We start from the raw sequence: 23056 nt of genomic DNA, 5'->3' as shown, positions 1-23056 counted from the left end.
ATTATTTTTTAAGAGGAACATTCGACTTCTTTTGGGCAATTTGGACCGATTGAAATGCCTTGTCCTTCTGCCCAAGTGCCGCTTCTTGTTCAACCTTTTTAAGAAAATCCTCTGGACCGTGTACAGGAGCATAAGTGAGAGTCACCACTACATCCATTGATGGCGCATCTTGTGGTGTGGGAAATGTAAAAACTTCTACCCGCATCTCTTCAGGTTTAAGAAGGGTGTCGCGTAATACCTTTTTTGCCTCAAAATCAAAGACCGTCTCTTTTCCCTCCGCGTTTCCAAACGTCCGCTCATAAAAACGTTGTTCGTTGTAAACCTTTTTGAGATTTTTCCCAAAAATAGAAAGATCAACGACGACCCGAGACCACCCGGGATGAGGCAACGGCAAATTATGCGGAACCAGGCTCTGAATACTGACCTGCACTTGTGAAGTTTCGGGAGTGGTTTCAGTGGTAAAGTCCAAGGTGACAGCTTCCGCGCGGACTTTTCCGAATCTCCCAGGGAAACTGTGATTGGCGACCTTCCTGACCCTCTCCCCATTAGCAGATTCATCAACAGCCTCTGGCATATGACAAAATTGACAAGGCTTCCCATTGGTTTCAGATTTGGTTTTTTCCCAAGCTCCAAGCCAACCAGGGAGGTCCTTGGCAGAGCCTGAGATCTTTGGGAGTGAATCATGACAGGTCACGCAGAATTTTGACTCTCGATAGAGATCCAGCTTCTGGGATTGATGTGCCAGATTCTCAGCGGCTTTATCATATCCTCCAAAAATCGTCGTTCCCAATTGAAATGTTGGCGTTGGTGGATGGGAATTCATGTCCACATCCTGAATAAGATGGCATTGAGGGCATCCAACTCCATCCATCTGTGGATCCTTTGATTGCACTTCCTTAATGAAACGAGGCAAGTGGTCGGCATACTCAAGAATGTGTGGTGCATGACAGCGAAAACACATTGCATGATCTTTTTTATCGGTTGAAGCCAGAAATTGGTCCAAGGTTACTCGGAAAGGGGCGGTTACAATAGAACGCGATTGAGCTGAAGCTTCCCATTCTTCGAAGACCCTAAGGTGGCAGCGTTTACATTTTTCGGAATTGGGAAATGATTTTTCTAATGGTTTTTTGGTTGGAGACGATTCACCTGCAACCGAGCCAAGAAGAGGCGCCGCCAGCAGAAAACATCCCAAAACTAGCAAAAATACGCCACCCCTCACACCTGTACTCCTGCGGGCACTCTTTTTGTAGCTTTTCCTCATCAGACAATCCTTCTTATGTTATTCAACAAAAATCTGGACGTTTCTGCTGCCTATAAATTCATGGTGCGAAACGTGAGGAGACGCGGGGAAGAATAATCATGAATAATGCGTTTTGCAGCTTCCCGTTCTTTATCGGTAGCCAGACTTTCAAGGAATTTCGTGGCAAGAGCCTTCGAGGGCTCAGGAATGAGCGAATAACTGACTGAGGCCTCAATGAGGGCAGCCTCTGAATCTTTGGGATATTTCAACCTAAATGGGATATGTCTGGTTGTGCCTCCATTGACAAATGGTCGGGGGATCGGACCACGAAGCAGTTCTTCAAATGTTCGGCCAAACCGTTCCTGATATTGATCGATAACCTGTCCATCTGAATTTTTCAGAGTTATCGTGACATAAAATTGTTTTAACACTGGATCGCCACCCGGAAAAGTATGAGGCAAGGCACCATTTCGCACCAGGACTTCACCCTCAACCTGCCCCTGAACCTTTTTAACCTCAATATCCACCCTCGAAAACCATTCGGCCTGTAAATTTCTATTACTCAGCATAATCCCGGGAATCACAATACCTTGGAACCAATGCCGCCCGATTGGCCTAGTGAGAGCTCCACGTTGAGAGGTTGAACTCCCCGTAGAACGCTCCATATGACAATCCTGACAAATGGTGCCTTTCAAAATTTCCCCTGGAATATCGGGCCGAGTGACATCCCTTACCTTATCAAAATGGCAGGATGCACAATAATGGGCCCCTCGATAAATATCCACCTGCCCAGATGGATGCACAAGATTTTCCTCTGGTTCTGCGTAGGGTCCGTAAAGAGTCTCCCCAGACGTAATTTTAAAAGTGGGGTGCCCATAGGCATTTTCTTGAATGCCAGTAATGAGGTGGCAGGCACTACAACCGATGCCTTCTATTTTGACCCGTTTACCCCCTTTCATCACTTGATCAATAATTCGATCAGTGTGCTGAGGGAACACGGTCACCGCTGGAGCATGACAAGAAAGACAGCGAGTACGTTGCTCCTGATCCGGATCCGTGTGAAGCCACAGGCCTAAAACGGTTTTGAACACCGGAGAGGTGAAAGCCGTACCATGAAGAAGAGCTCCATCCACGCGGCCAAATGTCTTTAAATCCATGGTCTGCTCGCGCATCCCCTTCCACTCTTCATAATGCCGGTCATGGCATTGTTTGCATTGTTCGGAAGGGATAAAAGTTTGCTCAATTTCCTTAATCCAGGATTCTTCTGCTTCACCAATAACCGTGCTTGGCTGCTGACCAAACCCGACGCCGGATAAACAAAAAATCCCTAACATAATCGTTAAAATCCATCGGTTGTACATGGGTATTATTTCCAAAAACCGAAAATTTTTTCTAAACAGATTCTCCATCCAGGTAACTTAATCCTGAAGAATTCGTACAAAATGGAAATTAAGCCCGCCGGTAACCCCTTGATTATCGGGATCCGCAGGTTCATAAGTGGCAACAGTAAAATTCTTTGTGGGCAAGGTCTGCTCCAAGGCTGTTCCCAAATCTACAAGGGTTTGAATTTCATATTTATCCACTTCCTTAATGATCGCCTTTACCTTTATGCCTGACAATTCAGCGGGAGACCCTCCTATGACGGCATACACTACAACCCCTTCAGCTTTGGTCAATCCAAGAATTTTCTTGACCTCCTCATCTACTTCCCCCACATCGATGCCAAATTTTTCGGCTAAAATCAGGGCTTGTTCTTTGGTCATATTCTCACTTGGCGGTTGTCCAAATGCTTCTCCTTGAAGAACCATCATACCAAACCACAGGCACCAACATATTAAGAACATTTGCATTCCGCCTGTAGATCTCATCCTCTTCATTATTAGGATCCTCATGATGAGCTAGGCGTGGATTCAATCCCTCCTGCCCCAAGTTGAGATGAGGCCTGAACAGGATCAATAAGTAATTGCATCCAGGAGGCCACAGATTTTTGCCCATTCCGCTCCTTATTTTCTCCATTCCAAACGGCAAAGGCTATGGCTTGCATTCGCCCGGGAACCAGCATCGCTTCATTGTCCAAATCGTCTCCCATAGACGTCAAAGGCCGTTTCATGACCACTCGCCATAGGCCATTTTTCCACTCCGCTTGTCCTTGAATTCGTCCCTGCTGTTCTTTGCTAGTTAGGGTACTAAACCCTCCTCCCACAAGGTCCTCGACCGATGAGGGCCGACGCGGGATCACTTCAAAGCGGCGAGGACCTGATTCCCCACGCTTCGATTCTTTGGCTCGCTCGGCACGCCGATCCACGTCGCTTTGCCAATCCGCTTTCCAATGCCAAATATTCACATAATGATCAAGTTGGCCCATGCAAAAAAAGGCCGGTGCATCTCCCAAAGGTAGAGCCACGGCAACCCCATCCCTGAAGACCCCGGGCGTCAACGATTCATTAATTGTGGCATCCTGCCATTCCAGCAAAAATGCAATGTCTTTTCCGTTATGAATTGATCGGATAGAGAGGGCTCTCGCACTTGGCTCGGGCCATACCGGTCTGGTAATGATTTGGCCACTAAGGGGGACAGGGAGAGGAGCCACGGTCTCCCACGCTGAATCGGAAGGATGAGAGGGCACTTCCCCTTTTGAAAAATGCGCAAGAACAACCATGCCCTGAGAACTGACAAGGGGGACTTGGTACCAAGTCAATCCGAATAAAACCACCAACGCAAAAACCACAAACAAAATAATCCGTTTTTTGGCGTGAATTGTGCTCAATCCTCGGTTTCCTTGGAATTTTTAAAGATTCAGTACCAATGATATTTCAAGAATGAGAAAAATCAGTTCATTATTACATAGATGCTCGCGAACATATTCATGATCATTATCTATTTGAATGCATGATTTTCAAACTACAGCCCTATCCCATCTTGAAGGCAGAGCGGGGCATAAAACAACCCGTAACGACACTTCCAGGTTTTTTGACCAAGAATGAGCACCGAGAAAGGACGGAGTCCCAACAACAGGAAATGAGGAGCGAAGCGAAACAAATGATATAGCTTAGAAACAATAAGTGTGGCAGCAATTATTAATCTCACTGGGACAGGAGTAGCTGCACCGGATACAGCCAATCTCTATTGAAAAATCAGATTAGCCTCATTATCGTAGTTTCACCCGACGAATTTTATTTTCATTCCGTTCACAAATGTACAAATACCCCTGTGAGTCCAAGGTCAGGCCAGCTGGAGTGTTCACAATCGCCTCAATGGCAATAAGGCCATCACCATGTTTCAACATTCCAGCGTCTTCTTTTGCCACAAAGCGCGCAGCACCGCACCCACCCATATTTTTGTCATCGTAGCCACTATCGCCATTCCCCGCGATGGTAGTAATGATACCGGTCTGGCAATCAACTTTTCGAACCCGGTGATTCATGGAATCGGAAATATACACATTGCCCTCTGAGTCCACCACAGCGCCCTCCGGGACATTAAGCATGGATTTCACCGCTAACTTTCCATCGCCGTCAAATCCATACCGACAGATGCCAGCCACGGTGGACATCATGCCCGTTTTCCGATCTAGCTTTCGGATGCGGTTTGTTCCCTTATCAGTGATATAAAGGTCCCCATGTTTGTCCAAATCGATATCGACCACGTCATACAACTTGCATTCCAAAGCCGGCTTGCCATCGTCAAGATATAACGACAAATCTAGCCCATCTGAACAACGCGGACGCAGTAACCCTTCATCGTTGCTAAAATCTATCCCAATCGCATCGCCAGAAAGAACAATTAGATTTTGAGCGGTCAGAGGGCTCACGCGCTCATCATCTTCTGCCGTCCAACACCCGGCAATGGTCGTAAGCATTCCTGTCTGAGGATTATAATGCCGAATGCGATGGGCTTGAGTGTCTGCAATGTAAAGATGATCCTGATCGTCGATTGCTATGGCTGCCGGATAAGTTAAATTGCACTCCAAGGCTGGCCCATCCCCATTATATCCCCACTGCCCCGTCCCGACGATGGTCGTAATAATTCCTGTATCCCCGTCAATTTTCCGAATTCGATTGCTGCCTGAATCACAGACATAAATATGATTGTGAGAATCACACAAGACATCTAATGGAAGGTAAAGCCCGGCTTCCCCACAAGGTCCGTAATCGCCGCTGTAACATGTCTCACCGGTCCCCGCAAAGTTATGCAGAAGGCCTGTTTCCATATCCACTCGCCTGATTCGGTCAGAACCGGATTCGGCAATGTAGAAAAATCGACCATCCCGATCAACCGTAATATGATTAGGCAGCGGAATTCCCGATTTCACCGCTCGCTTGCCATCACCCGTACTGCGAGATTTTCCATTGCCGGCGAAGGTTTCAATCACCCCGATTTCTAACGCGGTCTCGATACTCATAGATAATTCACCCTTCAACGTTCATTTCAAAAAATCCTGTCCAATCAACACTACGGAGAAGCTTTTGACCCCTTGCCCCTAAAACAGAATTAGGCCTTAGAGGACGCAGGAACCTGTTCCTGTTGAGCCGGCTGGACTGCTGCCGGCGGCAATGAGGAACCCGTTTCTAACGGGGCGGTATTCATAGGCTGTGAAATTTGCGGTTGAGCATTACCCTGGTTGGCGGATGCCGTATTTTCCGCCTGTGCTTGGGGGTCTAGGTCATACGCTTCTGCCTCTTGAACAGATTTCTTGAACCCTTTAATCGCTTTTCCGACCCCTTCGCCCAATTGCGGTAATTTTCCCGCCCCAAAAATGATTAGCACAATCATGAGGATGAGAATTAATTCTGTAAATCCTAAGCTTCCAAACATGGTACCTCTCCTTGTTGGGGTATCACTTTTTTACCGTTTCACGCGAACGCTTGTTAAATCGATCCTTGAGACGATTTCTGGTTTCTTCCGCCTGCTCAAACATCTTACACTTTTCATAGGTGTTAATCAGATTATAATAGGCCAATGGTTCATCCTGATTATTTTCAACGGCATCTTCCATAATCTTCACTGCCATATCAGGTTTCTTCAGATTTAGGGCAATTTCCATGAGCTTAAAACTCGACTCAAGATGACTTGGATCAAACTGCAGGACTTTCATATAAGCCTGCATAGCCATGTCTATCGTATTAAAGTCGGAGACATTGGGATCATCCAATTTTTCATAGACTCCAGCCAAATTATACCAGGCAATCGGATCTTCAGGTGAAATTTCGATCAGACGTTCGAAATACTCTTTGGCTTCCAGGAATGCATTTTTGTCATTATAGAGTCGGCCGACATTAAAGAGTGCCAGAACATCATAGGGGTTTAGTTCCAGCGCTCGTTTAAATTGAGCCGTGGCCTCCTCCAACATCCCTTTCGTTCCATAGATCGTTCCAAGATTCGAATAGTACATGGCCAGAGACCGATCCATTTCAATCCTAAGGCCCTCTGCCATCTCAATGGATTTCTTTACTTCCGCCAGGGCTTCATCCATCCGTCCTTTATTGAAATAAAGTTCACCCAAGCGACACCGCGCTTGAAAGTCGTCCGGCTCCTCACTCAGGAGCTTTTCAATCTCAGCAATTTCCTCATCAACCGTTAAGGGGCGATCTTCTGTGGTCGTCTCCCCCGACTGCGGATCCATTGTTTGGCTTCCAGCACCTTGTTCTTCCATTTCATGTGTCCTAACTACTGTGTTTGCCCGTATACGGGGCGAATTGGTTGATAGACTATCCCCTCTTGGGTTTTCTTACGAAGTTTCCCTAAAGTTCCTTTTTTATCAATATTTAGCAACATTAACCCAAGCACTACCATCAAGGTCAAATGTGATAATTGGAGCGCATAGCCTGCCATAAACATGAGACCTAGCCCATATCCTGCTAATCGACCGATCAACACCAACTTAATCACGGTATACGCCCAGCAGGTAAAGCCCAACACATAAAATGCAAAAGGGAGATAAAAGGTATAGCCCATTCCCATTTGAAAAATCCAGCCTATCCCCTCTCCAGCCTTCCTGACTTCTTTCGCCACTTCAGGATTCCAAAGAGAAAGGAAAAAATCCATGAACAGTAAGGCTACAAAAGCACTGCCCCCGCTAATAACCAAAGTTAATCCCCACCGGCGTTGCTGCTTGTTTTTGGTAATAATGGAAGTGGTGCCATAGGCCCAAAATACCAGGATGCTTGAAAGAACCATTAGTGCTTCCCCGAGCCTATTCCCTTCATGCACCAGCGGAGGGGCATCAAAAATATTGAGCCATCCATAAGTCGTTGACATCGTCTGATAATACAGCCATCCGCTAATACCCAAGAAGAAACTACCCACCATAAGCCGTTGACTCAACACCCGGTGAGTGGTCCAATATTCCAAAACCAGAAAAACGATCAACCCAAACGCCAAAATATTATAAACAATTGTCCCAACCATGACTGGAGGAAAGAATAAATAACCCACCGTACATGCTACCAATAAAGCCGCCAGTGGAATAACAACCTTATCCCACTCTCCCACCCACAGCTTTGTCCGTAATTTTTGAACCAGCAAAATACCCAAAATCAGAAAAACCAGAATGGCCGTCATATTCAACAGGACAAACCCTAATGAAGAGAGTGTGCGAAATCCGATTCTGACCGCTTCATATTTTTCGGCTAATTTGCCAAGGTGCATACCCAAACGTGAAACCAGTCGATACAGCACCAATTCAAAAAAGGCTGCAAACAGCAAACTCTTGAGACCCCACTCAAAAAGAAGCCCTGGGCCGTCGATTCTTTCCTGTTTCTTTTCAGTAGTAGAAATCATTTTTGAACTTCAGATGATATTGAAGCGCATGCGTAATAAAATGGCTAGATTTTCATCCAGGATATCTTATTATCTACACCCTAGAGGGCTCCACCTCAAACTCTTTATTATGCCGGGTGATATATAACAACCCATCCGCCATGGAGTAGTTAAAGGGTAATTCACATACAACTTCACTAATCTTTTCATACACATATTGATATACTTTTTCAGCCTGCTCTGGAGTCATCCCCGATTTTACTTCATAAAAAAACCCTAAACTCAAATCTTCCGAGGCCGGTCGCATAATTCGTTGAATCCCGTATCCCCCTGGATCGCTCATAATCGGGGCTTCCTTTTCTAAATCAAACAAGCACGGTTGACAGGAAAACCCATAGGAGGAATGCAGCTTCGTATTATTGACAATAAAATTCAATGTTTCCAATGATTCTTCTTCTGTTTCCGTCGGAAACCCTACAATCACATAGCAATGCACCGCAATTCCAAGATCGACACAATCGGAACAGATCCGATCAACATTTTCTTGGGTAATCCCCTTCACCATAAAATCCATCAATCGGGCATTATAGGTTTCCAAACCAAAGACAATTTTCTGACATCCTGCCTCACGCATAGAGGTGAGTAGCTCACGAGATAAATTCTTTTCAAATCGCAACTCAGCCGTCCACTGTAAACCCAATTTTCGATGAATGAGCTCCTTACACAATCGCTTGGTTGGCGAAAGAGCCAGGCATTCATCCGTAAAGAAAAAATACGGTGTTTCATATTTATGGGACAACGCTTCCAATTCATCCACAACTTTTATCGGATCCTTTTGCCGAAAGTTCTGATGATCCAAAGTCAGGGCACAAAAAGCACAATCCTTGTAATAACAACCTCTAGAAAATTGTACTGGCAACACCGTATGCGGGGCTAAATAATCACCCAAGGGAAACCCGTCATAATTTGGGGCTGGGTGGTCCGCAAGGTTTTCAGAATAAAAGGGTTGATTCACAATTATTTTTCCATCTTGCCGCCAGATAAGATTCGGCACTTTCGTAAAATCTTTTTTCCCGTCCAGCTGACTTATCAGTTCCAAAAGGGCCGTCTCACCTTCAAACACAATGAAATCATCCGTCAATTGAAATAACCGATCACACCGTCTGAGATTGTCTACCAGCCTTGTAAAAATACTACCCCCGACGGTGACATGAACCTCCGGGTGAATTTCCTTAATTAATTTACACAGAGTTAAACCAGGGATAATCTGTGAGGTAGCGGTAATGGAGACTCCAACAAAGTTTGGAATATCTTGTCCAAAAGCAGGAAGGAAAAATTTTCGATAAAGCTCAAGATACGGATTTTGGTTTTCATCGTGTATCGCTTGAAGAATTTCTCGCGAAGAATAGATTGAATACGCAAATTGGTTGTCTACCACCGTCATCCTGGTCGGAAAATATAAAGAAGATACTACCTCCAACCACCGATCAATTAAAAAGAGACATTCTCGGTAACGCTCAATGTCGTAAAACTCTTCCCCACGCAATGATGCTTTAACGGGTTCGATTTCATCTATGAGATAGGGAAAACGGTCAAGTGATTCAACAACACGAGCGTAATGCTCTTTACTCCCATAGCCGGTATCTCCAGAAACCGATGTTTCCAATTTTTTCACCAAATCAACTAACCGTGGATAAATATCTAACCCAAATCCTTTAGTTAACACCCTATCAAGCAACTCTATATTTAAATCACGTTGCTGATGAACTGGAACACCGGATTTTTCAAGAAAGGCCGATAGACAGGGAATACTCAAATAGGGCTGAGAGGGATGCCAACTAGGAGGGAATAAAAGTGAAATTTTCACAATGCGGCTCCCAGGTAATGGGGAAAATAAGAAACGCAGAATTTGCCTATTCTAAATTTATACACGTCCCATTCTCTTCAATGCAACAATTAGCTTTTTCTTGTCTTGTTGCATAAACATTTCAAAAATAAGTCCTTATAAAAAAAACCTCCGGCAACTTCCCCCATTACTGGAGTCCATTACCGGAGGTTTTCAAGCTCAGCTACGTCCTATATGAATAAGGACCTGATTCAGAAAAGGAATGAACTTAGTTTGGCATTTGAGCCGTAAACCAAGTCGAAATCCCTTTCATCCCGTTTCGTTCTACGTTTGAACCATCCCAGACCGCAAAAGCTACCGGGAAGCTCGCTCCTGCCGCGAATTGAACATCATTGGGGTCTTGGGTTTTGAGACTCCGCTTCATGACCACTCTCCAGGTCGGACCGCTGCAGCACCCACCCTTCAGTGATCCATACGGCTCCCATAATCCATTTCCAACCACGTCTTGGGACGCTTGGGTCGTCAACGTGCTAAATCCGTTGGCATTCAAATCTTCGACGGATCCCAGCCGCAGGTTAGGATCGGACATAATGTTACCAGACCAAATACCGGGGTTAAACGGCCCTAAGCTCCGACCAATACGGTCAGGATAGGTCACACCACCGGCTGGCTCTTCATAGTAATAATCCCATGCTATGGAGGGATATTGATTGTCCACATCCCACATACCGGCCACGCCAGCTCCAAGATCCTTTTGCCATTCGGCATTCCAACGCCATATGTTGACTGTCCCACCAGACTGTCCCATACATTGGAATGGAGGCGCGCCTGCGGATTGCACAGGGAATTGTACCGCCACTTGATCCCTGAAATCCTGAGGACCAATGGTGGTGTTGTTTAAGGTTTGATCACCCCAGTTAGCCCAAACGCCGATTTCTTCGCCATTTGTTGCCATTTTGATCATCACAGTTTTCACTGAAATGTTCGGGTGCATTGGGGTCGTTATCGTCTGCCCACTTAATGGGGCAACGATACCGGGCACGGATTCCCACACAGGATTCGCCGCATCCATAGGGATTGGGCCAGTAATTTTGCCAACCGGAATCGTTACCGGCTGCGAGACGGCCAGCGGAATCTGCCCCATGGTCAAACCTACACACACCACCAGGACAGACAGAAGAACGCCAAACACCAGTCGTTTGTTACGCGTCTGCACCAATCTCATAATGACGCATCCTCCTTTGATAAAAGATTAAAACCGAAAAGACTGCTAACTACCTGTCTCCTCAAACCTGTCGCCACTAAAACAAATTTTCAAAAAATGACTTAACTCATTTTCTCACTAAGCATTTCCTGATTGGCCTGTTGTTCCACTTTCCTTATCCAAAAATGCATCTGCTCCCACTTCACTCATCAGAAGGCTTAGCTCATTTCCTTGATCTTGAGCTCCACATTCAAAGCTTTGGCCTTCGGGGTTATTGTATGAGGCAGGACGATAATCCGTTTCTGAATAAGGCTGAGGTGTTACCCCTAAAAACGCAATATCGAAAGCAATCCAATGAGAGGTAAAATCAGCCAAAATCTTATAAAAACCGTAATCGGCTTTTCTATTTAACATTCCTGAAAACAAAGGAACCCATCGACCAATATGCTCTTTAACAAATTTTTTCTCCGCTTCAATGACGGTTTTAAGTTTTTCTGCTCCATCATGAAGAATGGCATATGATTCTTTGTACGCCAGATAATGCATAAATTCCAACTCTACACTCAAATGATCCAGGCGTTCATGAATATCCGGAGAAAGCTGAAGGCCAAAAGCACTATAAAAACCGGCAATGTCTCCCATCACGTAGGACTGCCCGAAAACATGGTCATTTCCAAATAATGTCTCGTATGGCGGACAATCTAATGCGATGACATTGCTAAACACCCGGCGATGCTCATCACGTAAGTCTTGGAGACTCCAGTTTTCGCCTTCTGAAGATATCCAAGATTCAATGGCATCAAAATTACCCATCAATGCATCAAGACGCTCTTGCGCTTCATCGCCCCCTATATTTTGTAGCTCTTTTTTCAACCCCTCTAATGCCGACTTTCCATCCTCAACGAATTCCCCACTCTGAAGATAATCCAGAAACTCCTCGTCTTCTGGGTAGAGATACCCCCAGGAAACCAACAGATAAAGTTTGCTTCGACAAAGCGCCCGATCAACAGCTGGCGCATCTTTTGGAGAAATCTTGACGGCCTTTTCATTTCCGGAAACTGGCATTCCGTTTTTCCCTGCTTTTTTCCCCTCTTTAACGCCTGATGTCATATTTCACCTAACTTTTAAAATTTTTTCATTTCACAAGTATTTGCTTCAATTAGGATCATTGTCAGGGCCATTAAGGATTCATGAAAAAGGGATCAGATAATAGGACAACAGCCCTATGAAGTCAAGACTTCATTATCCCTGATAGCCCCATAGTTTCCAGAATTTTCCAGCAATTGGAATCCCCTAATTCTATCCTAGAAAATCCACACAAAATGACTCCCTTTTATGCCTCCGTCCATTTTTCATACCTCCCAGCTAAAGGGTCCATATTCACACTTTTCTTCTCCAGGTCATTCAAGCTCTTAATACCATTAATCCCAAAATACCATACGTTCCTTACCTAGAAACAATCCGAATTGCGCTACGGTCATTTACCGTTCCACAGATATATTGGCATATGCCACAACCCACGCATACCGAATCATCTACACGAATGTGATAGGAGCCAAAATCCATCGAAAGTGCCTCCGTAGGACATTTAGACACACATGCATTGCAGCCAGTTCCTGCCGTACACATTTTTGCCAAAACTTTCGCCACTCCCATATTTACCTGAAAACGATCCACAACGGGCAAAAGGGCCTCCGTTGTACACGCCCCGATACAGGGAAGATCTTCACATAATTTGCATGGAGTTTCTCCTGGATAGATCACGGGAGTATCATTGCTCACTAATACTTGAATTGCATCGTGAGGACAGACCTCGACGCAATCGGCGCATCCCGTGCAGCGCTCCAAAAACAACTCCTCATCAACAGCCCCTGGGGGACGGAGCCACCCCGTTTTCTCAGGAACAGGCTCCTCCTTTTTTATCGGGGAAGGAGCATCACGATGTTTTACGAATTCATGAACTGTGGCGCCTATGGAAATGGCCGACTGTCGAAGAAACATTCTTCGACCTAACGACGGATTGGACGAAGGCTGGTTTGGCAGATGGGAGTCCGACATTACGACGCTTTCAATAGTCTATAAACCAATAAAACCAATGGCACATGAGGAAAGGTGTTTTTCGAATTTATACCACTCCGGAGGCCCGCAGCTTATACACCTCCACGCATCTGTCACAGGCTCCATATTCCACATCCCATCCTGGGTGATTTTCGCGAATAAAATCTAAGACAAAACCTTCGAGCGTCTCATCCATGTTTTCTACCCAGGTATAAGTTGGGAATCGACAAAGAGGACACGGAAACCCTGGAAGTAGCATGGGTTTCGTTGGGACATCCGGAATCTCACTATCCTCAACCTCAATGGCTCTCTCAATTACTCGTATCGTATCCGAGGCCATCTCCACTAATTCGGCGTGAGTAAGATAATCCGTCTGCCAAATGCCTTCAAACACGGATTCCACCTGACCTGGAGGAATTTTTCGATACCAGGAACGGAACTCCCGAAACCGATATTCCTTGGAAAACATCGGTTCTTTGCCTGTTCGGGCAATTCGGCTATCAACATGAAGGTTCCACAGCACACGGTAACGATTTAAAATCAAATGTTCTTCCCCAGGGTTCAATCCGACTTTTGTGTCAGGATCGTACCCAAAAGCCTCATCTAACATGTCAGAAATATGCGTTAACTCATGTCGTAGGTAACGGGTAATGGCTGGATCATAAAACCGCCTAGGGATCAATTTAATCCCCACCCCTTTTTTCCCGGCCTCTTCAAATTGGCGAGCGAGTTTTTCTTCGACCACTCCCCACTTTCGAAGAACATCAACCCCTTCCTGATCTTCTTTCAATACGCCGCGGACCAACACAATCCCCGTTTTATCTCGCAAAACCGGGAAGTCATCAAAAGCATCACGAAGAATTTCGGCAAACCCCCATTTAGCGAATAAATGTTGATAAAGGCGCTTGAACTCCGGATCACGGTCATCAAGGGAAAATTTCTCGTAAATGGGATCGGCAAACTCATGAAATTCATTAAAGTAAGTCGGGTCCCCTTCACGCTCAGTTTTTTCAGCAAACGAATCAATCACCTCCTGAAGGAGGGCGGGTTGAAAACGAATTTCCATGAGCAAACCTCCGTTTACCGCAAGATCACCACAAGACAAGTTTTGTTTCTTGAATGATGATCACCGTAAAAATAAATTCACAATAATTTGGGAGGTAGCTACCTTGACTCCCTCGAAAAGCGCCGTTTAGTATCATAACCAGTTGAATTATAGGAATGCGTTTTCCCTTTTGGCAAGAGAATCCCATTCATCCATTCCTGACTCCTTTTACCCGATCCCTTTGATGTCAATCTGTTTCCGAAGCGAGGAATTCCATGACCCAGCCAACAAGCCCAGACACACTGAGTTCTAACCCCGGGTTCATCCCTAGTCCTGATTCACAACCTCCGCCACTCATCGATTCATTAGCCTATTGGAAAGGCGGTATCAAGGAACTGAAGTCATTCCGTGGTCATACACAAGAGATATGGGCTGTCGCCTTTTCCCCTGATGGCCTGACATTAGCAAGCGGAGGGAATGATCGTTTTATCCGAATTTGGGATATTGAGACCGGCCGCCTTCTTCGTTCCCTACGAGGGCACACACATGTCGTTCGAGAAGTTAAGTATAGCCCTGATGGGCAAATTATCGCTTCCGCAAGTGAGGACAGGACCATTCGGCTGTGGAATCCTCAAACGGGAGAATCCCTCCGGTTACTCTTTACTCGTTACGACCATGCCGTATGCAGTATTTCCTTCTCACCAGACGGGCTCATGCTCGCGAGGGCGGGACAGAATAAAGACATTAAAATTTGGGAAGTGACCACAGGCACCGAACTCATGACGCTCCTTGGTAAAGATCAATACGACCATAATTGGAGTGTCTGCACAGCATTTTCACCTGACGGCATTCACCTAGTGGCTGGCACCGATATCGGGAAAATTAAGCTCTATGAGGTTTTGCCAAGCGGGGAAGAAAAAATTGTTCACAACGGCCATTGGAGAGATGAGGCCGATGACGAAGAGACCGAAAATCGTGGTTTTTACGTAGATGATCAAGGTGGATTTCAAAAACCCATGGAATATTGGATTGGGGCTCTCACCTTTACCCCTGACGGGGGCACCATGATCTCAGGTAGTCGTGACTGTACGATTAAATTCTGGGACATGCCGACCATGGAGGAACGCCGCACGCTGAAAGGGCACTCTGAATGGGTCAGAAATCTTCTTGTGACCCAAGATGGCCAGGTGCTTATCAGCGCCAGCGATGATGGGACCGTCAAAATGTGGGACATCCAAACCGGCCGTCAATTCCGAACACTTCGATCACACAAAGGACCTGTCAGGGGAATTGCTCTTTCTTCTGATGGGAAATACCTCGCCACAGCTGGCAATGACCGCATCATCACCCTCTGGGAGGGTGGGGAATAATTTATTCCCGTCACTGAAATCCTTAGTTTAGAAAACTCAGGGCAGCTCTCTCTTCCTTAAAGGGCTGCCCTTTCAACCCTCATTCTCATCGCCCTTCTCAGAGTCCGTGTCGTCGCATGCCCGCACAATTCCATACCGTTTACATTTTTCCCAAAGCCCTTTTCTCGATAATCCTAAAACCTTCGAGGCCGTCATCCGACTCCACCCTGTTCGATTGAGTATTTCTAGAATATGACCCCGTTCAAAATGCTCCCGCGCTTCGGCCAATGTTTCCATCGCCCCATTTTTCACGCCTCTCCTGCCTTCTTGATTCCCGCAAAACCCGCATCCTTTTTGCGGTTCCCCTCCCGCATATGGACATCGACTCTGTCCGCAGAGATCCCAAACCTGGATTTCTTGAGTGTGTTGTGCCAATGCTAACGCCCGTTCAATAGTATTTTCCAATTCGCGGACATTCCCCGGAAAGGAATACTGCAATAACACCTCGCGAGCTTGCCGTGACAAGGCTTTGGGTTCTTGGTGATTTCGATCTGACATCGTCTCCAAAAAATGCTGGGCGATCATGAAAATATCTTCTCGACGTTCTCGAAGAGGGGGAAGCTGAACTGGCACCACATTCAACCGATAATAAAGATCTTCCCGGAATCGTCCTTGTTCAACTTCTTTCCGCAAATCCTTCTGCGTTGCACACACTAATCGCACATCCACCTCAATCGTGTCATTTCCCCCAACGCGTTCAAATTGCCGTTCCTGTAGGACACGAAGCAATTTAATCTGGACCAACGGAGAAATTTCACCGATTTCATCCAAAAAAAGCGTTCCCTGATGAGCAAGTTCGAACCGCCCCTGCCGTTGCCGGAGAGCTCCCGTAAACGCCCCTTTTTCATGCCCAAACAGTTCAGCCTCCAACAGCGTTTCCGGAAGCGCGGCACAACTGACTTTGACCAAGGCATGATTTCGGCGAGCGCTATTGGTATGGATGGCATTGGCAATCAATTCCTTTCCCGTTCCACTTTCCCCTACCACTAAAACAGTCGCGTCAGTGGCCGAGACTAACTTGACTTTCTCCAGCACTTGTCGCATCCGCTCATTTTTTCCCACAATCCCTTGGAAACTAAATTTCTTTTCCAAGGCATCCCGTAGCACCCGATTCTCTTCACGAAGAGCCACCACCGCACACACCCGCTGCACACTCAACAACAATTCATCCATAGAAAAGGGTTTCGTGATGTAGTCGTAGGCACCGCTTTTCATCGCATCAACAGCCGTGTCAACGGAACCATGTGCCGTAATGACAATGACTTCCGTGCCAGGGCACTGCTCCCGGCACTGCTTGACGATATGCAGTCCATCCACACCAGGCAATCGCAAATCAGTGATGACCAAATTAAACCGTGAAGTCCGCAACCGCTCGAGTCCCTCCAACCCAGAACTGGCTTCCTGTACCACATAGCCGATAGCTTTCAGCGCATCCACCATAGAGACTCGCATCAAGGGCTCATCATCAATTATCAAAACGGAACCGTGAGTCATGTGCCTACCTTTACAGGAATGCCCGCACGAGATCGAACCAAGGGCAAGCGAATGGTAAAACGAGTGCCTCTTCCTTCTTCACTGTCAACCAACATTTCACCTGCGTGCCGCTGCACAATTCCCAAACTCACCGACAATCCCAACCCGGTCCCCTCTCCGGTCCCTTTCGTCGTAAAAAAGGGATCAAAAATATGAGGTCGGATCTCTTGAGGTATTCCGCACCCAGTATCCTCCACTTCAATTTCATATCCTTCTTCCTGCTTTCGGGTACGCAATGTCACTTTGCCCCCCTCTTTGAGTGCCTGGACCGCATTCAGGACTAAGTTCATAATCACCTGCTCAATCATATGCGAATCGACCATCACCATCGGCAGTGTCTCATCATAGTCCTTACTCAGAGAGGCATGTTTGCCCAGGAATACATGCTCGGTCAATACCAGAACTCGGTCTAAAATTTGATGAAGATCTGTCATGGCTAATTCCGGTTCCCGTTGCTGGGAAAAATCCAGAAGCTGCCGAACGATGCGTTGAACGCGTCGCAATCCATCCTCCATAAAATGCAAATATTCCTGGGATCGCTCAGGCGTCAACGTTCCCTTTCGAATATTATATAAACAATTTAAAATTCCCCCTAACGGATTGTTAATTTCATGTGCGACCCCGGCGGCCAGCTTACCAATGGAGGCTAAACGCTCAGAATTCTGCACCTGGCGTTCCAAATGCTTCCGTTCCGTAATATCCCTGGCAATACCCAATACACCTGTGTAAACGCCTTCATCATTGAGAAGCGGGGCCACACTCACCAGAACCGACCGCAACTCTCCCTCTCGACTGACCACCTCTACTTCGTAGACTTGCTTTGTCCCAAGATCCAATGTTTCTTTCAAATACCGTCCACGATACCGCTTGGAGAGTAACGAGAGATACGGTTTACCAATCAAGTCTTCTTTTCGATATCCCCATGCATCAACTTTTCCATTGACATAAGTAAACCGTAAATCAACGTCCAAGGTATAAATCACGTCATTCGCATTTTCCAATAAACTTTCAATGTACAACTTGGCTTGCTCAATTTCCCGCGTACGCTCAGAGACTTTCTCTTCCAGGACTTCATTGTATCGTTGCAGTTCAGCTTCAAGCTTTTTATGCTCGGTAATATCTCGCAACTGCACCATGATTGAGGCTCTTCCACCCATATCAATGCGAACCAGGTCCATCTCCATGGACTTCATGATGCCTTGTCGGTCATAAACCTCAATCTCCGTCGTGGGCACCTTTGACTCCTCACCACTGACTCGTTCCAACAGATTCTGACTGATCATCTGGAATGCCGGAGGAACGAGCTTCACGAAGTACGCGCCTTCTAAATCAGAAGGGACATACCCTAGAATTTCCCGTTCACGCGCATTGACATCCAAGATTCGGCCTTCCGAATCAACCACAAAGATTGAATCGGCAGCTAAATTAAATAACGCTTTATAGCCCGCCTCTGAATCAGACAGTTGTTGAGTTCGTTCGGCGACAATCCCTTCCAATTGGGTGGTATATCGCTCAACTTCACGCTCCAGAGCCTTTCGGGCAGTGATATCCCTCACAAATCCCCTCGAATACACCACCGAATGGGTCCCTGGATCCATCAGCGTTGTTGAATGAATTTCCACATCCATCACTTCACGTGATTGCGTCCGAAAAACAGTTTCTATAGAGCGCGCCCCACCCAAGGCCAGCCCTTGGACATAGGCCCGCACCCCCTCTTGTTGTTCCGCCGGGACAATATCCCAGAGCGACATCTCAAGCATGTCGACAAGCGAATATCCCAGCTTTTGCAACTCAGTCGTATTTACATGGACGAACCGCCCTGCGGGATCTAATTGATGAATCATTTCCGGAGCATTTTCAATGAGATCACGATATTTCTGCTCCAATCGCCCAATTTCATCCACTTTCTGATTCAACTCAGAAAAGGAATGCTGTAGATTGTCCGCCATGGCATTGAATGTATCCGCCAAGCGTTCGATTTCATCACCGGTACGGATCACAATCTTTTCCGATAAATTCCCACTTCCAAATTGCTCAACTCCCTGCGATAGGGCTTGTATGGGCTTCACGATCCGGCCAGCCACCACGACTCCCGCCCCCCACAAGATGACAAAAACAGAGATTCCATAGAAGATAACCTTACTTAATAATTGATCCAGTGGTGCATACGTCTCGGCAGAATCTTGACTGGTCAACATATGCCAGGACTTCCCACCAAAACTTTCTGGAGCTAGTGGCATCCCTAAATGAAGAGGAGCATAGCCAACAATGGCATTCGGCATACCATGGGAATCCGGATCGGCAACCAACCACCCAACTCCGCCTTGTTGAAACGCACTGACCACATTCGGCGGCATCACGTGCTCTTCCAAAGAAAAGGCGGGACAGAGAATCGGCATTCCATCGGATGCGGTTAACATGGCATGACCGGTTTTCCCGGCGGCCACTTCAGAAATCGACCGAAATAACGAATCCCTTCTCAGAAGAATACTGATAGCTCCCACTACGTTTTGTCGATGATCATCCCAAATCGGGACGCCAACATTCAGGACATGAGTCCCAAACCCTGGATCAAATGACAAATCGCTCACAAACGCCTGGGCATCATGATGTTGAACCACGGCCTCCCACCAGAGACTGTTTCCATGGAAAAAATTGACTTGTGGAAACGAGCTCAACACCAATGCCCCCTGCGTATCAACGACAACAATCGCGAGATAATCCGATTTTCGAATCGCATGCCATTGAATCAGGTAGTCGGTAGCATATTTGTTCAGAAAAACTGGGAACTCATCCTTTTTGGATTGGGCCCGCCAACTTTCCTGCCACTGCTGAATTAGAGCCTGAATTTCGTCTGGATTTTTATCAGCATAACTCCGGTTCGAATTCATGATGGCACTTCGAATAAAGGGAATTGTGGCCAACTGTTGCGCCTCATTAATTCCACGAACAATCTGGGTCTCGACTTTACGAGCCACTTCCACCGCAATCCCCTTCATGGTGATACCGGCGGCCTCCCTTAGTGCACGTTTTTCTTCAAAATATGTGAGGAGGAGAGAAAGAATAAGGGGCAGAAGACCAACCAGCACCATCGCCAGAATCGTCTTGCCCTTAAGTTGGAGGGGAAACCCAAAGCGTTTCACTTTGGTAACATCGCAAGATCCATAAAGAATGTCTAACTCCTATGATTTTCTACATTTTGGTACTCCTTTTTCCTTGATGTCAAGAAACGGTAACAAGGACGACTATTTACCTCGGCTTAGTAGCTTTCCCTCTGCACCAGGCCACAGTAAGAGGAGTGGACTCGCAACAAAAATTGAGGAATAGGTCCCAACCATGACCCCCAAGAGTAAGGCCAACGAAAAATCATGTAAGACTTCCCCTCCCCATATGGTCAGGGGCACCAAGACCAGAACAACCGTCAATGTCGTAATTAATGTTCTGCTTAAGACCTGATTGATTCCGTTATTAATAATCGTCGTCGTCGTTTCCCGTCTCCTCTGACGAAGATTTTCCCGAATCCGGTCAAACACGATGACGGTATCGGTCAAAGAATACCCTGCCAGGGTCAATAGCGCCGTCACCACCAGAAGCGTAATTTCTGTATTCAACAGAAAATAAATCCCCAATACCGCCAGAACGTCATGAAATGTGGCAATGGCTGCAGCCACGCCAAAACGAAACTCAAAACGAACAGCGACATAGAGGATAATGCCTGCCAGGGAAAGGATGACCGCAATCAAGGCATCTTCTTGCAGTTTCTTTCCAATTGTGGGTCCTATTGAAGTACTGGAATCCACTACAAATCCGTGATCAGGAAATTCAGCTTGAAAAGCTTGAATGATATTCTCACTGATTCCTTCTTCGATCGTGGTTTCGGTTTTTACACGAATCAAGAGCTTCTGGTCCTGGGGAAACTCCTGAAGTTCAGCGGAACCCAATCCATGCGCATCCAAGGCTTTCCTGGCCTCAGCAATCAGGAGTGGTTTATCAAATTTAAGCTGAACCGCCGTCCCCCCGGCAAAATCGATTCCCAGGTTTGCCCATCCAAACAGAATTCCGATGACGGCCACCAATCCCAGAGAAGCCAGAATGCCCGATGCCGCGAAAGCAATGTTCCGCTTTCCCATAAAATCAATATCGGTTTTCCCAAGAATTTCCATCATGACCAAAAATTTCTCCTCCCCAAAGAATATCCCCTGTCTATGAGCTTGTGATAACGCCCCTTCTCAATCGATCCTCGTATTGGAAAATGCCGCGCCTTGCCACCCCTCAACAAGCAAGGTTCGACCAAACACGCCTCAAACAAGGCGACCCCTTAGATGCTGAGCGAGTCCAACTTTCGTCGGTTCAGGAAATCAAACACCACCTTCGTTCCCACCAACGCCGTAAACAAGTTAATAGCAATTCCCAAACACAAGGTTACTGCAAACCCTTTAATAGGTCCCGTTCCAAATAAAAACAGCGCCAACCCCGTAATCAGGGTCGTCACATGGGAATCTACGATCGTCAAAAAGGCCTTATTATAGCCACTATCTACGGCTAAACGAACGGGACGGCCCTGCCGAAGCTCCTCTCGAATTCGCTCAAATATCAACACGTTGGAATCGACTCCCATTCCAATGGTCAAAATAATTCCGGCAATGCCTGGTAAAGTTAAGGTGGCATTAAGCCCTGATAAAGCTCCCAGCAAACAGATTAAATTGAGAAACACAGCCATATTGGCGATGAGACCGGAGAGCCGGTAGTACACAATCATAAAAATCAGGACCAGCGTCCCGGCAATAATCGTTGTTCTTAACCCCTTCTCAATTGAATCCTGTCCCAGAGAAGGTCCAACGGTTAAATCCTGCAAGGTTTTCAACGGTGCCGGTAACGCACCAGCCCGGAGTACCACAGCCAGATCATTCGCTTCTGCAGTGGTAAAGGTGCCTTCAATGATCGCCCGGCCGCCGCTAATGCGATCTCGAATAACGGGCGCCGAATACACCTTCCCATCCAGGACCACCGCCATCCGTTTCCCGATGTTGGCAGCGGTGAGCTCATCAAATTCTCGTGCCCCCTTGCTGTCAAAGGTAATACTGACAATCGGCTCATTGAAATCCCCAATCGTCACGCGGGCATCCTGCAACACATCTCCGGTGAGAACGGCATCTTTTTTCACAAGATAGGGAATACTATACGCCCGACCATCCGGTTCCGAGATCGCCGTTTCAAAGAGAATTTCTGCCCCATCAGGAATTTTACCTTCTAAGGTCTTCCTCACCGTATCCTCTTGGCCTTTTTCGACTTGAGGCGGTAAATCCAATGCGGCCTTGGACTCCTCCAACAATTTAAATTCTAAAAGAGCCGTTTCTTGAATGAGATCTTTAGCCCGTTGAGGGTCCTTGACCCCGGGCAATTGAATCGCAATTTGGTTGAGCCCCAAACGTTGGATAAGAGGTTCGGCAACCCCAAATTCATCAATCCGGTTTCTGAGGGTTTCAAGGGCCTGATTGATGGCTGAGGTTTTGATTCGATCCACCTCGGTAGAGCGGAGTTCGTATACCAAACGCGTTCCTGACGGATTTTGAGACTCAAAGTTCGGGAAAGCCTCATCGAGCAGCGTTCGGACTTTCTCACCGTCGGCTTCTTGTTGAAGGGAGATGACAATCATCTTCGACCCCTCACGACGAACACCCTCCACCACGATCGCCTTGTCCTTCAGCAGATCCTCAACAGCCTTACGAATTCGATCAACGGCAATCTCGACCGCTCGTTCCTCTTCGACTTCCAAAACCAGGTGAATGCCTCCCTGAAGATCGAGACCCAACGAAAGCCCACGGTGACTTAATACCCGCTTGACCCCATCAGGCAAAGACTGGAACAGCCCTGGAAACGAAGGCAGGGCCAGGATGACGGACACCACCGTGACCACAAAAAGGAGAAACAACCTCCCACGAAGCTTTTTCATTCATCTACC

General features: G+C 46.7%; 18 protein-coding genes and 1 pseudogene. 1 reads left to right on the top strand and 18 read right to left on the bottom strand.

Annotated features, from left to right (window positions below):
- Position 1: 1 nt before the first annotated feature.
- From LX98_RS03395 to LX98_RS03330, 14 genes and pseudogenes are all read right to left on the bottom strand, one after another.
- Positions 2 to 823: a hypothetical protein gene (locus LX98_RS03395; RefSeq protein WP_496430640.1), complete on the bottom strand. Its 822-nt coding sequence runs from the start codon at positions 821 to 823 to the stop codon at positions 2 to 4.
- A gap of 30 nt (positions 824 to 853) precedes the next feature.
- A pseudogene (locus LX98_RS03390) lies at positions 854 to 1261 on the bottom strand (multiheme c-type cytochrome); the annotation flags it as partial.
- Positions 1262 to 1311: 50 nt separating this feature from the next.
- On the bottom strand, positions 1312 to 2601 hold the full coding sequence (locus tag LX98_RS03385; protein ID WP_496427551.1) for a multiheme c-type cytochrome: 1290 nt from the start codon (positions 2599 to 2601) through the stop codon (positions 1312 to 1314).
- A gap of 57 nt (positions 2602 to 2658) precedes the next feature.
- Positions 2659 to 3051, bottom strand: a complete 393-nt coding sequence (locus tag LX98_RS03380; protein ID WP_496427550.1) for a hypothetical protein — start codon at positions 3049 to 3051, stop codon at positions 2659 to 2661.
- A 77-nt stretch (positions 3052 to 3128) separates the two neighbouring features.
- Positions 3129 to 4007 carry an ethylbenzene dehydrogenase-related protein gene (locus tag LX98_RS03375; protein ID WP_496427549.1) on the bottom strand — a complete coding sequence of 293 codons (879 nt, stop codon included), beginning with the start codon at positions 4005 to 4007 and terminating at the stop codon, positions 3129 to 3131.
- 381 nt (positions 4008 to 4388) lie between these two features.
- On the bottom strand, positions 4389 to 5642 hold the full coding sequence (locus tag LX98_RS03370) for an NHL repeat-containing protein (RefSeq protein WP_496427548.1): 1254 nt from the start codon (positions 5640 to 5642) through the stop codon (positions 4389 to 4391).
- 89 nt (positions 5643 to 5731) lie between these two features.
- On the bottom strand, positions 5732 to 6055 hold the full coding sequence (gene tatA, locus LX98_RS03365; protein WP_496427547.1) for a twin-arginine translocase TatA/TatE family subunit: 324 nt from the start codon (positions 6053 to 6055) through the stop codon (positions 5732 to 5734).
- Positions 6056 to 6077: 22 nt separating this feature from the next.
- Positions 6078 to 6893, bottom strand: a complete 816-nt coding sequence (locus LX98_RS03360; protein WP_496427546.1) for a tetratricopeptide repeat protein — start codon at positions 6891 to 6893, stop codon at positions 6078 to 6080.
- A 14-nt stretch (positions 6894 to 6907) separates the two neighbouring features.
- Positions 6908 to 8020, bottom strand: coding sequence for a hypothetical protein (locus LX98_RS03355; RefSeq protein WP_496427545.1), 1113 nt, complete (start codon positions 8018 to 8020; stop codon positions 6908 to 6910).
- Positions 8021 to 8093: 73 nt separating this feature from the next.
- The gene (locus LX98_RS03350; protein ID WP_496427544.1) at positions 8094 to 9866 is read right to left on the bottom strand and encodes a radical SAM protein; all 1773 of its coding nucleotides are present in this window, start codon (positions 9864 to 9866) and stop codon (positions 8094 to 8096) included.
- Between the two features lie 247 nt (positions 9867 to 10113).
- Positions 10114 to 11070 carry an ethylbenzene dehydrogenase-related protein gene (locus LX98_RS03345; protein ID WP_312643612.1) on the bottom strand — a complete coding sequence of 319 codons (957 nt, stop codon included), beginning with the start codon at positions 11068 to 11070 and terminating at the stop codon, positions 10114 to 10116.
- A gap of 117 nt (positions 11071 to 11187) precedes the next feature.
- Positions 11188 to 12159 (bottom strand): molecular chaperone TorD family protein, encoded by a 972-nt coding sequence (locus tag LX98_RS03340; RefSeq protein ID WP_496427543.1) that lies wholly within the window; start codon positions 12157 to 12159, stop codon positions 11188 to 11190.
- Positions 12160 to 12495: 336 nt separating this feature from the next.
- Positions 12496 to 13050, bottom strand: coding sequence for a 4Fe-4S binding protein (locus tag LX98_RS03335; RefSeq protein WP_496430557.1), 555 nt, complete (start codon positions 13048 to 13050; stop codon positions 12496 to 12498).
- A gap of 124 nt (positions 13051 to 13174) precedes the next feature.
- Positions 13175 to 14173: a hypothetical protein gene (locus LX98_RS03330; RefSeq protein WP_496427542.1), complete on the bottom strand. Its 999-nt coding sequence runs from the start codon at positions 14171 to 14173 to the stop codon at positions 13175 to 13177.
- Between the two features lie 254 nt (positions 14174 to 14427).
- On the opposite strand from LX98_RS03330, the gene LX98_RS03325 reads away from it, so the two are divergent.
- Complete coding sequence (locus LX98_RS03325; RefSeq protein WP_496427541.1) at positions 14428 to 15522, top strand: WD40 repeat domain-containing protein; 1095 nt, start codon at positions 14428 to 14430, stop codon at positions 15520 to 15522.
- 72 nt (positions 15523 to 15594) lie between these two features.
- Here LX98_RS03325 and LX98_RS03320 read toward each other — a convergent pair whose 3' ends face one another.
- The 4 genes from LX98_RS03320 to secD all read right to left on the bottom strand — a co-directional run bounded on the left by LX98_RS03320 (position 15595) and on the right by secD (position 23047).
- A complete protein-coding gene (locus LX98_RS03320) occupies positions 15595 to 17055 on the bottom strand; it encodes a sigma 54-interacting transcriptional regulator (protein ID WP_496427540.1) in 1461 nt (486 codons plus the stop codon).
- Positions 17052 to 20237: a PAS domain S-box protein gene (locus LX98_RS03315; protein WP_496427539.1), complete on the bottom strand. Its 3186-nt coding sequence runs from the start codon at positions 20235 to 20237 to the stop codon at positions 17052 to 17054. The genes LX98_RS03320 and LX98_RS03315 overlap by 4 nt, the downstream gene beginning before the upstream one ends.
- A 102-nt stretch (positions 20238 to 20339) precedes the next feature.
- On the bottom strand, positions 20340 to 21260 hold the full coding sequence (gene secF / locus LX98_RS03310; RefSeq protein ID WP_496427538.1) for a protein translocase subunit SecF: 921 nt from the start codon (positions 21258 to 21260) through the stop codon (positions 20340 to 20342).
- A gap of 152 nt (positions 21261 to 21412) precedes the next feature.
- A complete protein-coding gene (gene secD, locus LX98_RS03305) occupies positions 21413 to 23047 on the bottom strand; it encodes a protein translocase subunit SecD (protein ID WP_496427537.1) in 1635 nt (544 codons plus the stop codon).
- Between the last annotated feature and the right edge of the window lie 9 nt (positions 23048 to 23056).

The sequence above is a fragment of the Nitrospira marina genome (assembly GCF_059568365.1).
The sequence above is the reverse complement of the archived record's forward strand: the minus strand, read 5'-3'. Positions and strand labels throughout refer to the sequence as shown.

Coding starts and splice junctions, on each gene's coding strand:
- LX98_RS03395 (WP_496430640.1), bottom strand. CDS start 823: ATGAATTCCCATCCACCAACGCCAACATTTCAATTGGGAACGACGATT.
- LX98_RS03385 (WP_496427551.1), bottom strand. CDS start 2,601: ATGTACAACCGATGGATTTTAACGATTATGTTAGGGATTTTTTGTTTA.
- LX98_RS03380 (WP_496427550.1), bottom strand. CDS start 3,051: ATGATGGTTCTTCAAGGAGAAGCATTTGGACAACCGCCAAGTGAGAAT.
- LX98_RS03370 (WP_496427548.1), bottom strand. CDS start 5,642: ATGAGTATCGAGACCGCGTTAGAAATCGGGGTGATTGAAACCTTCGCC.
- tatA (WP_496427547.1), bottom strand. CDS start 6,055: ATGTTTGGAAGCTTAGGATTTACAGAATTAATTCTCATCCTCATGATT.
- LX98_RS03360 (WP_496427546.1), bottom strand. CDS start 6,893: ATGGAAGAACAAGGTGCTGGAAGCCAAACAATGGATCCGCAGTCGGGG.
- LX98_RS03355 (WP_496427545.1), bottom strand. CDS start 8,020: ATGATTTCTACTACTGAAAAGAAACAGGAAAGAATCGACGGCCCAGGG.
- LX98_RS03345 (WP_312643612.1), bottom strand. CDS start 11,070: ATGAGATTGGTGCAGACGCGTAACAAACGACTGGTGTTTGGCGTTCTT.
- LX98_RS03340 (WP_496427543.1), bottom strand. CDS start 12,159: ATGACATCAGGCGTTAAAGAGGGGAAAAAAGCAGGGAAAAACGGAATG.
- LX98_RS03335 (WP_496430557.1), bottom strand. CDS start 13,050: ATGTTTCTTCGACAGTCGGCCATTTCCATAGGCGCCACAGTTCATGAA.
- LX98_RS03330 (WP_496427542.1), bottom strand. CDS start 14,173: ATGGAAATTCGTTTTCAACCCGCCCTCCTTCAGGAGGTGATTGATTCG.
- LX98_RS03325 (WP_496427541.1), top strand. CDS start 14,428: ATGACCCAGCCAACAAGCCCAGACACACTGAGTTCTAACCCCGGGTTC.
- LX98_RS03320 (WP_496427540.1), bottom strand. CDS start 17,055: ATGACTCACGGTTCCGTTTTGATAATTGATGATGAGCCCTTGATGCGA.
- secF (WP_496427538.1), bottom strand. CDS start 21,260: ATGATGGAAATTCTTGGGAAAACCGATATTGATTTTATGGGAAAGCGG.
- secD (WP_496427537.1), bottom strand. CDS start 23,047: ATGAAAAAGCTTCGTGGGAGGTTGTTTCTCCTTTTTGTGGTCACGGTG.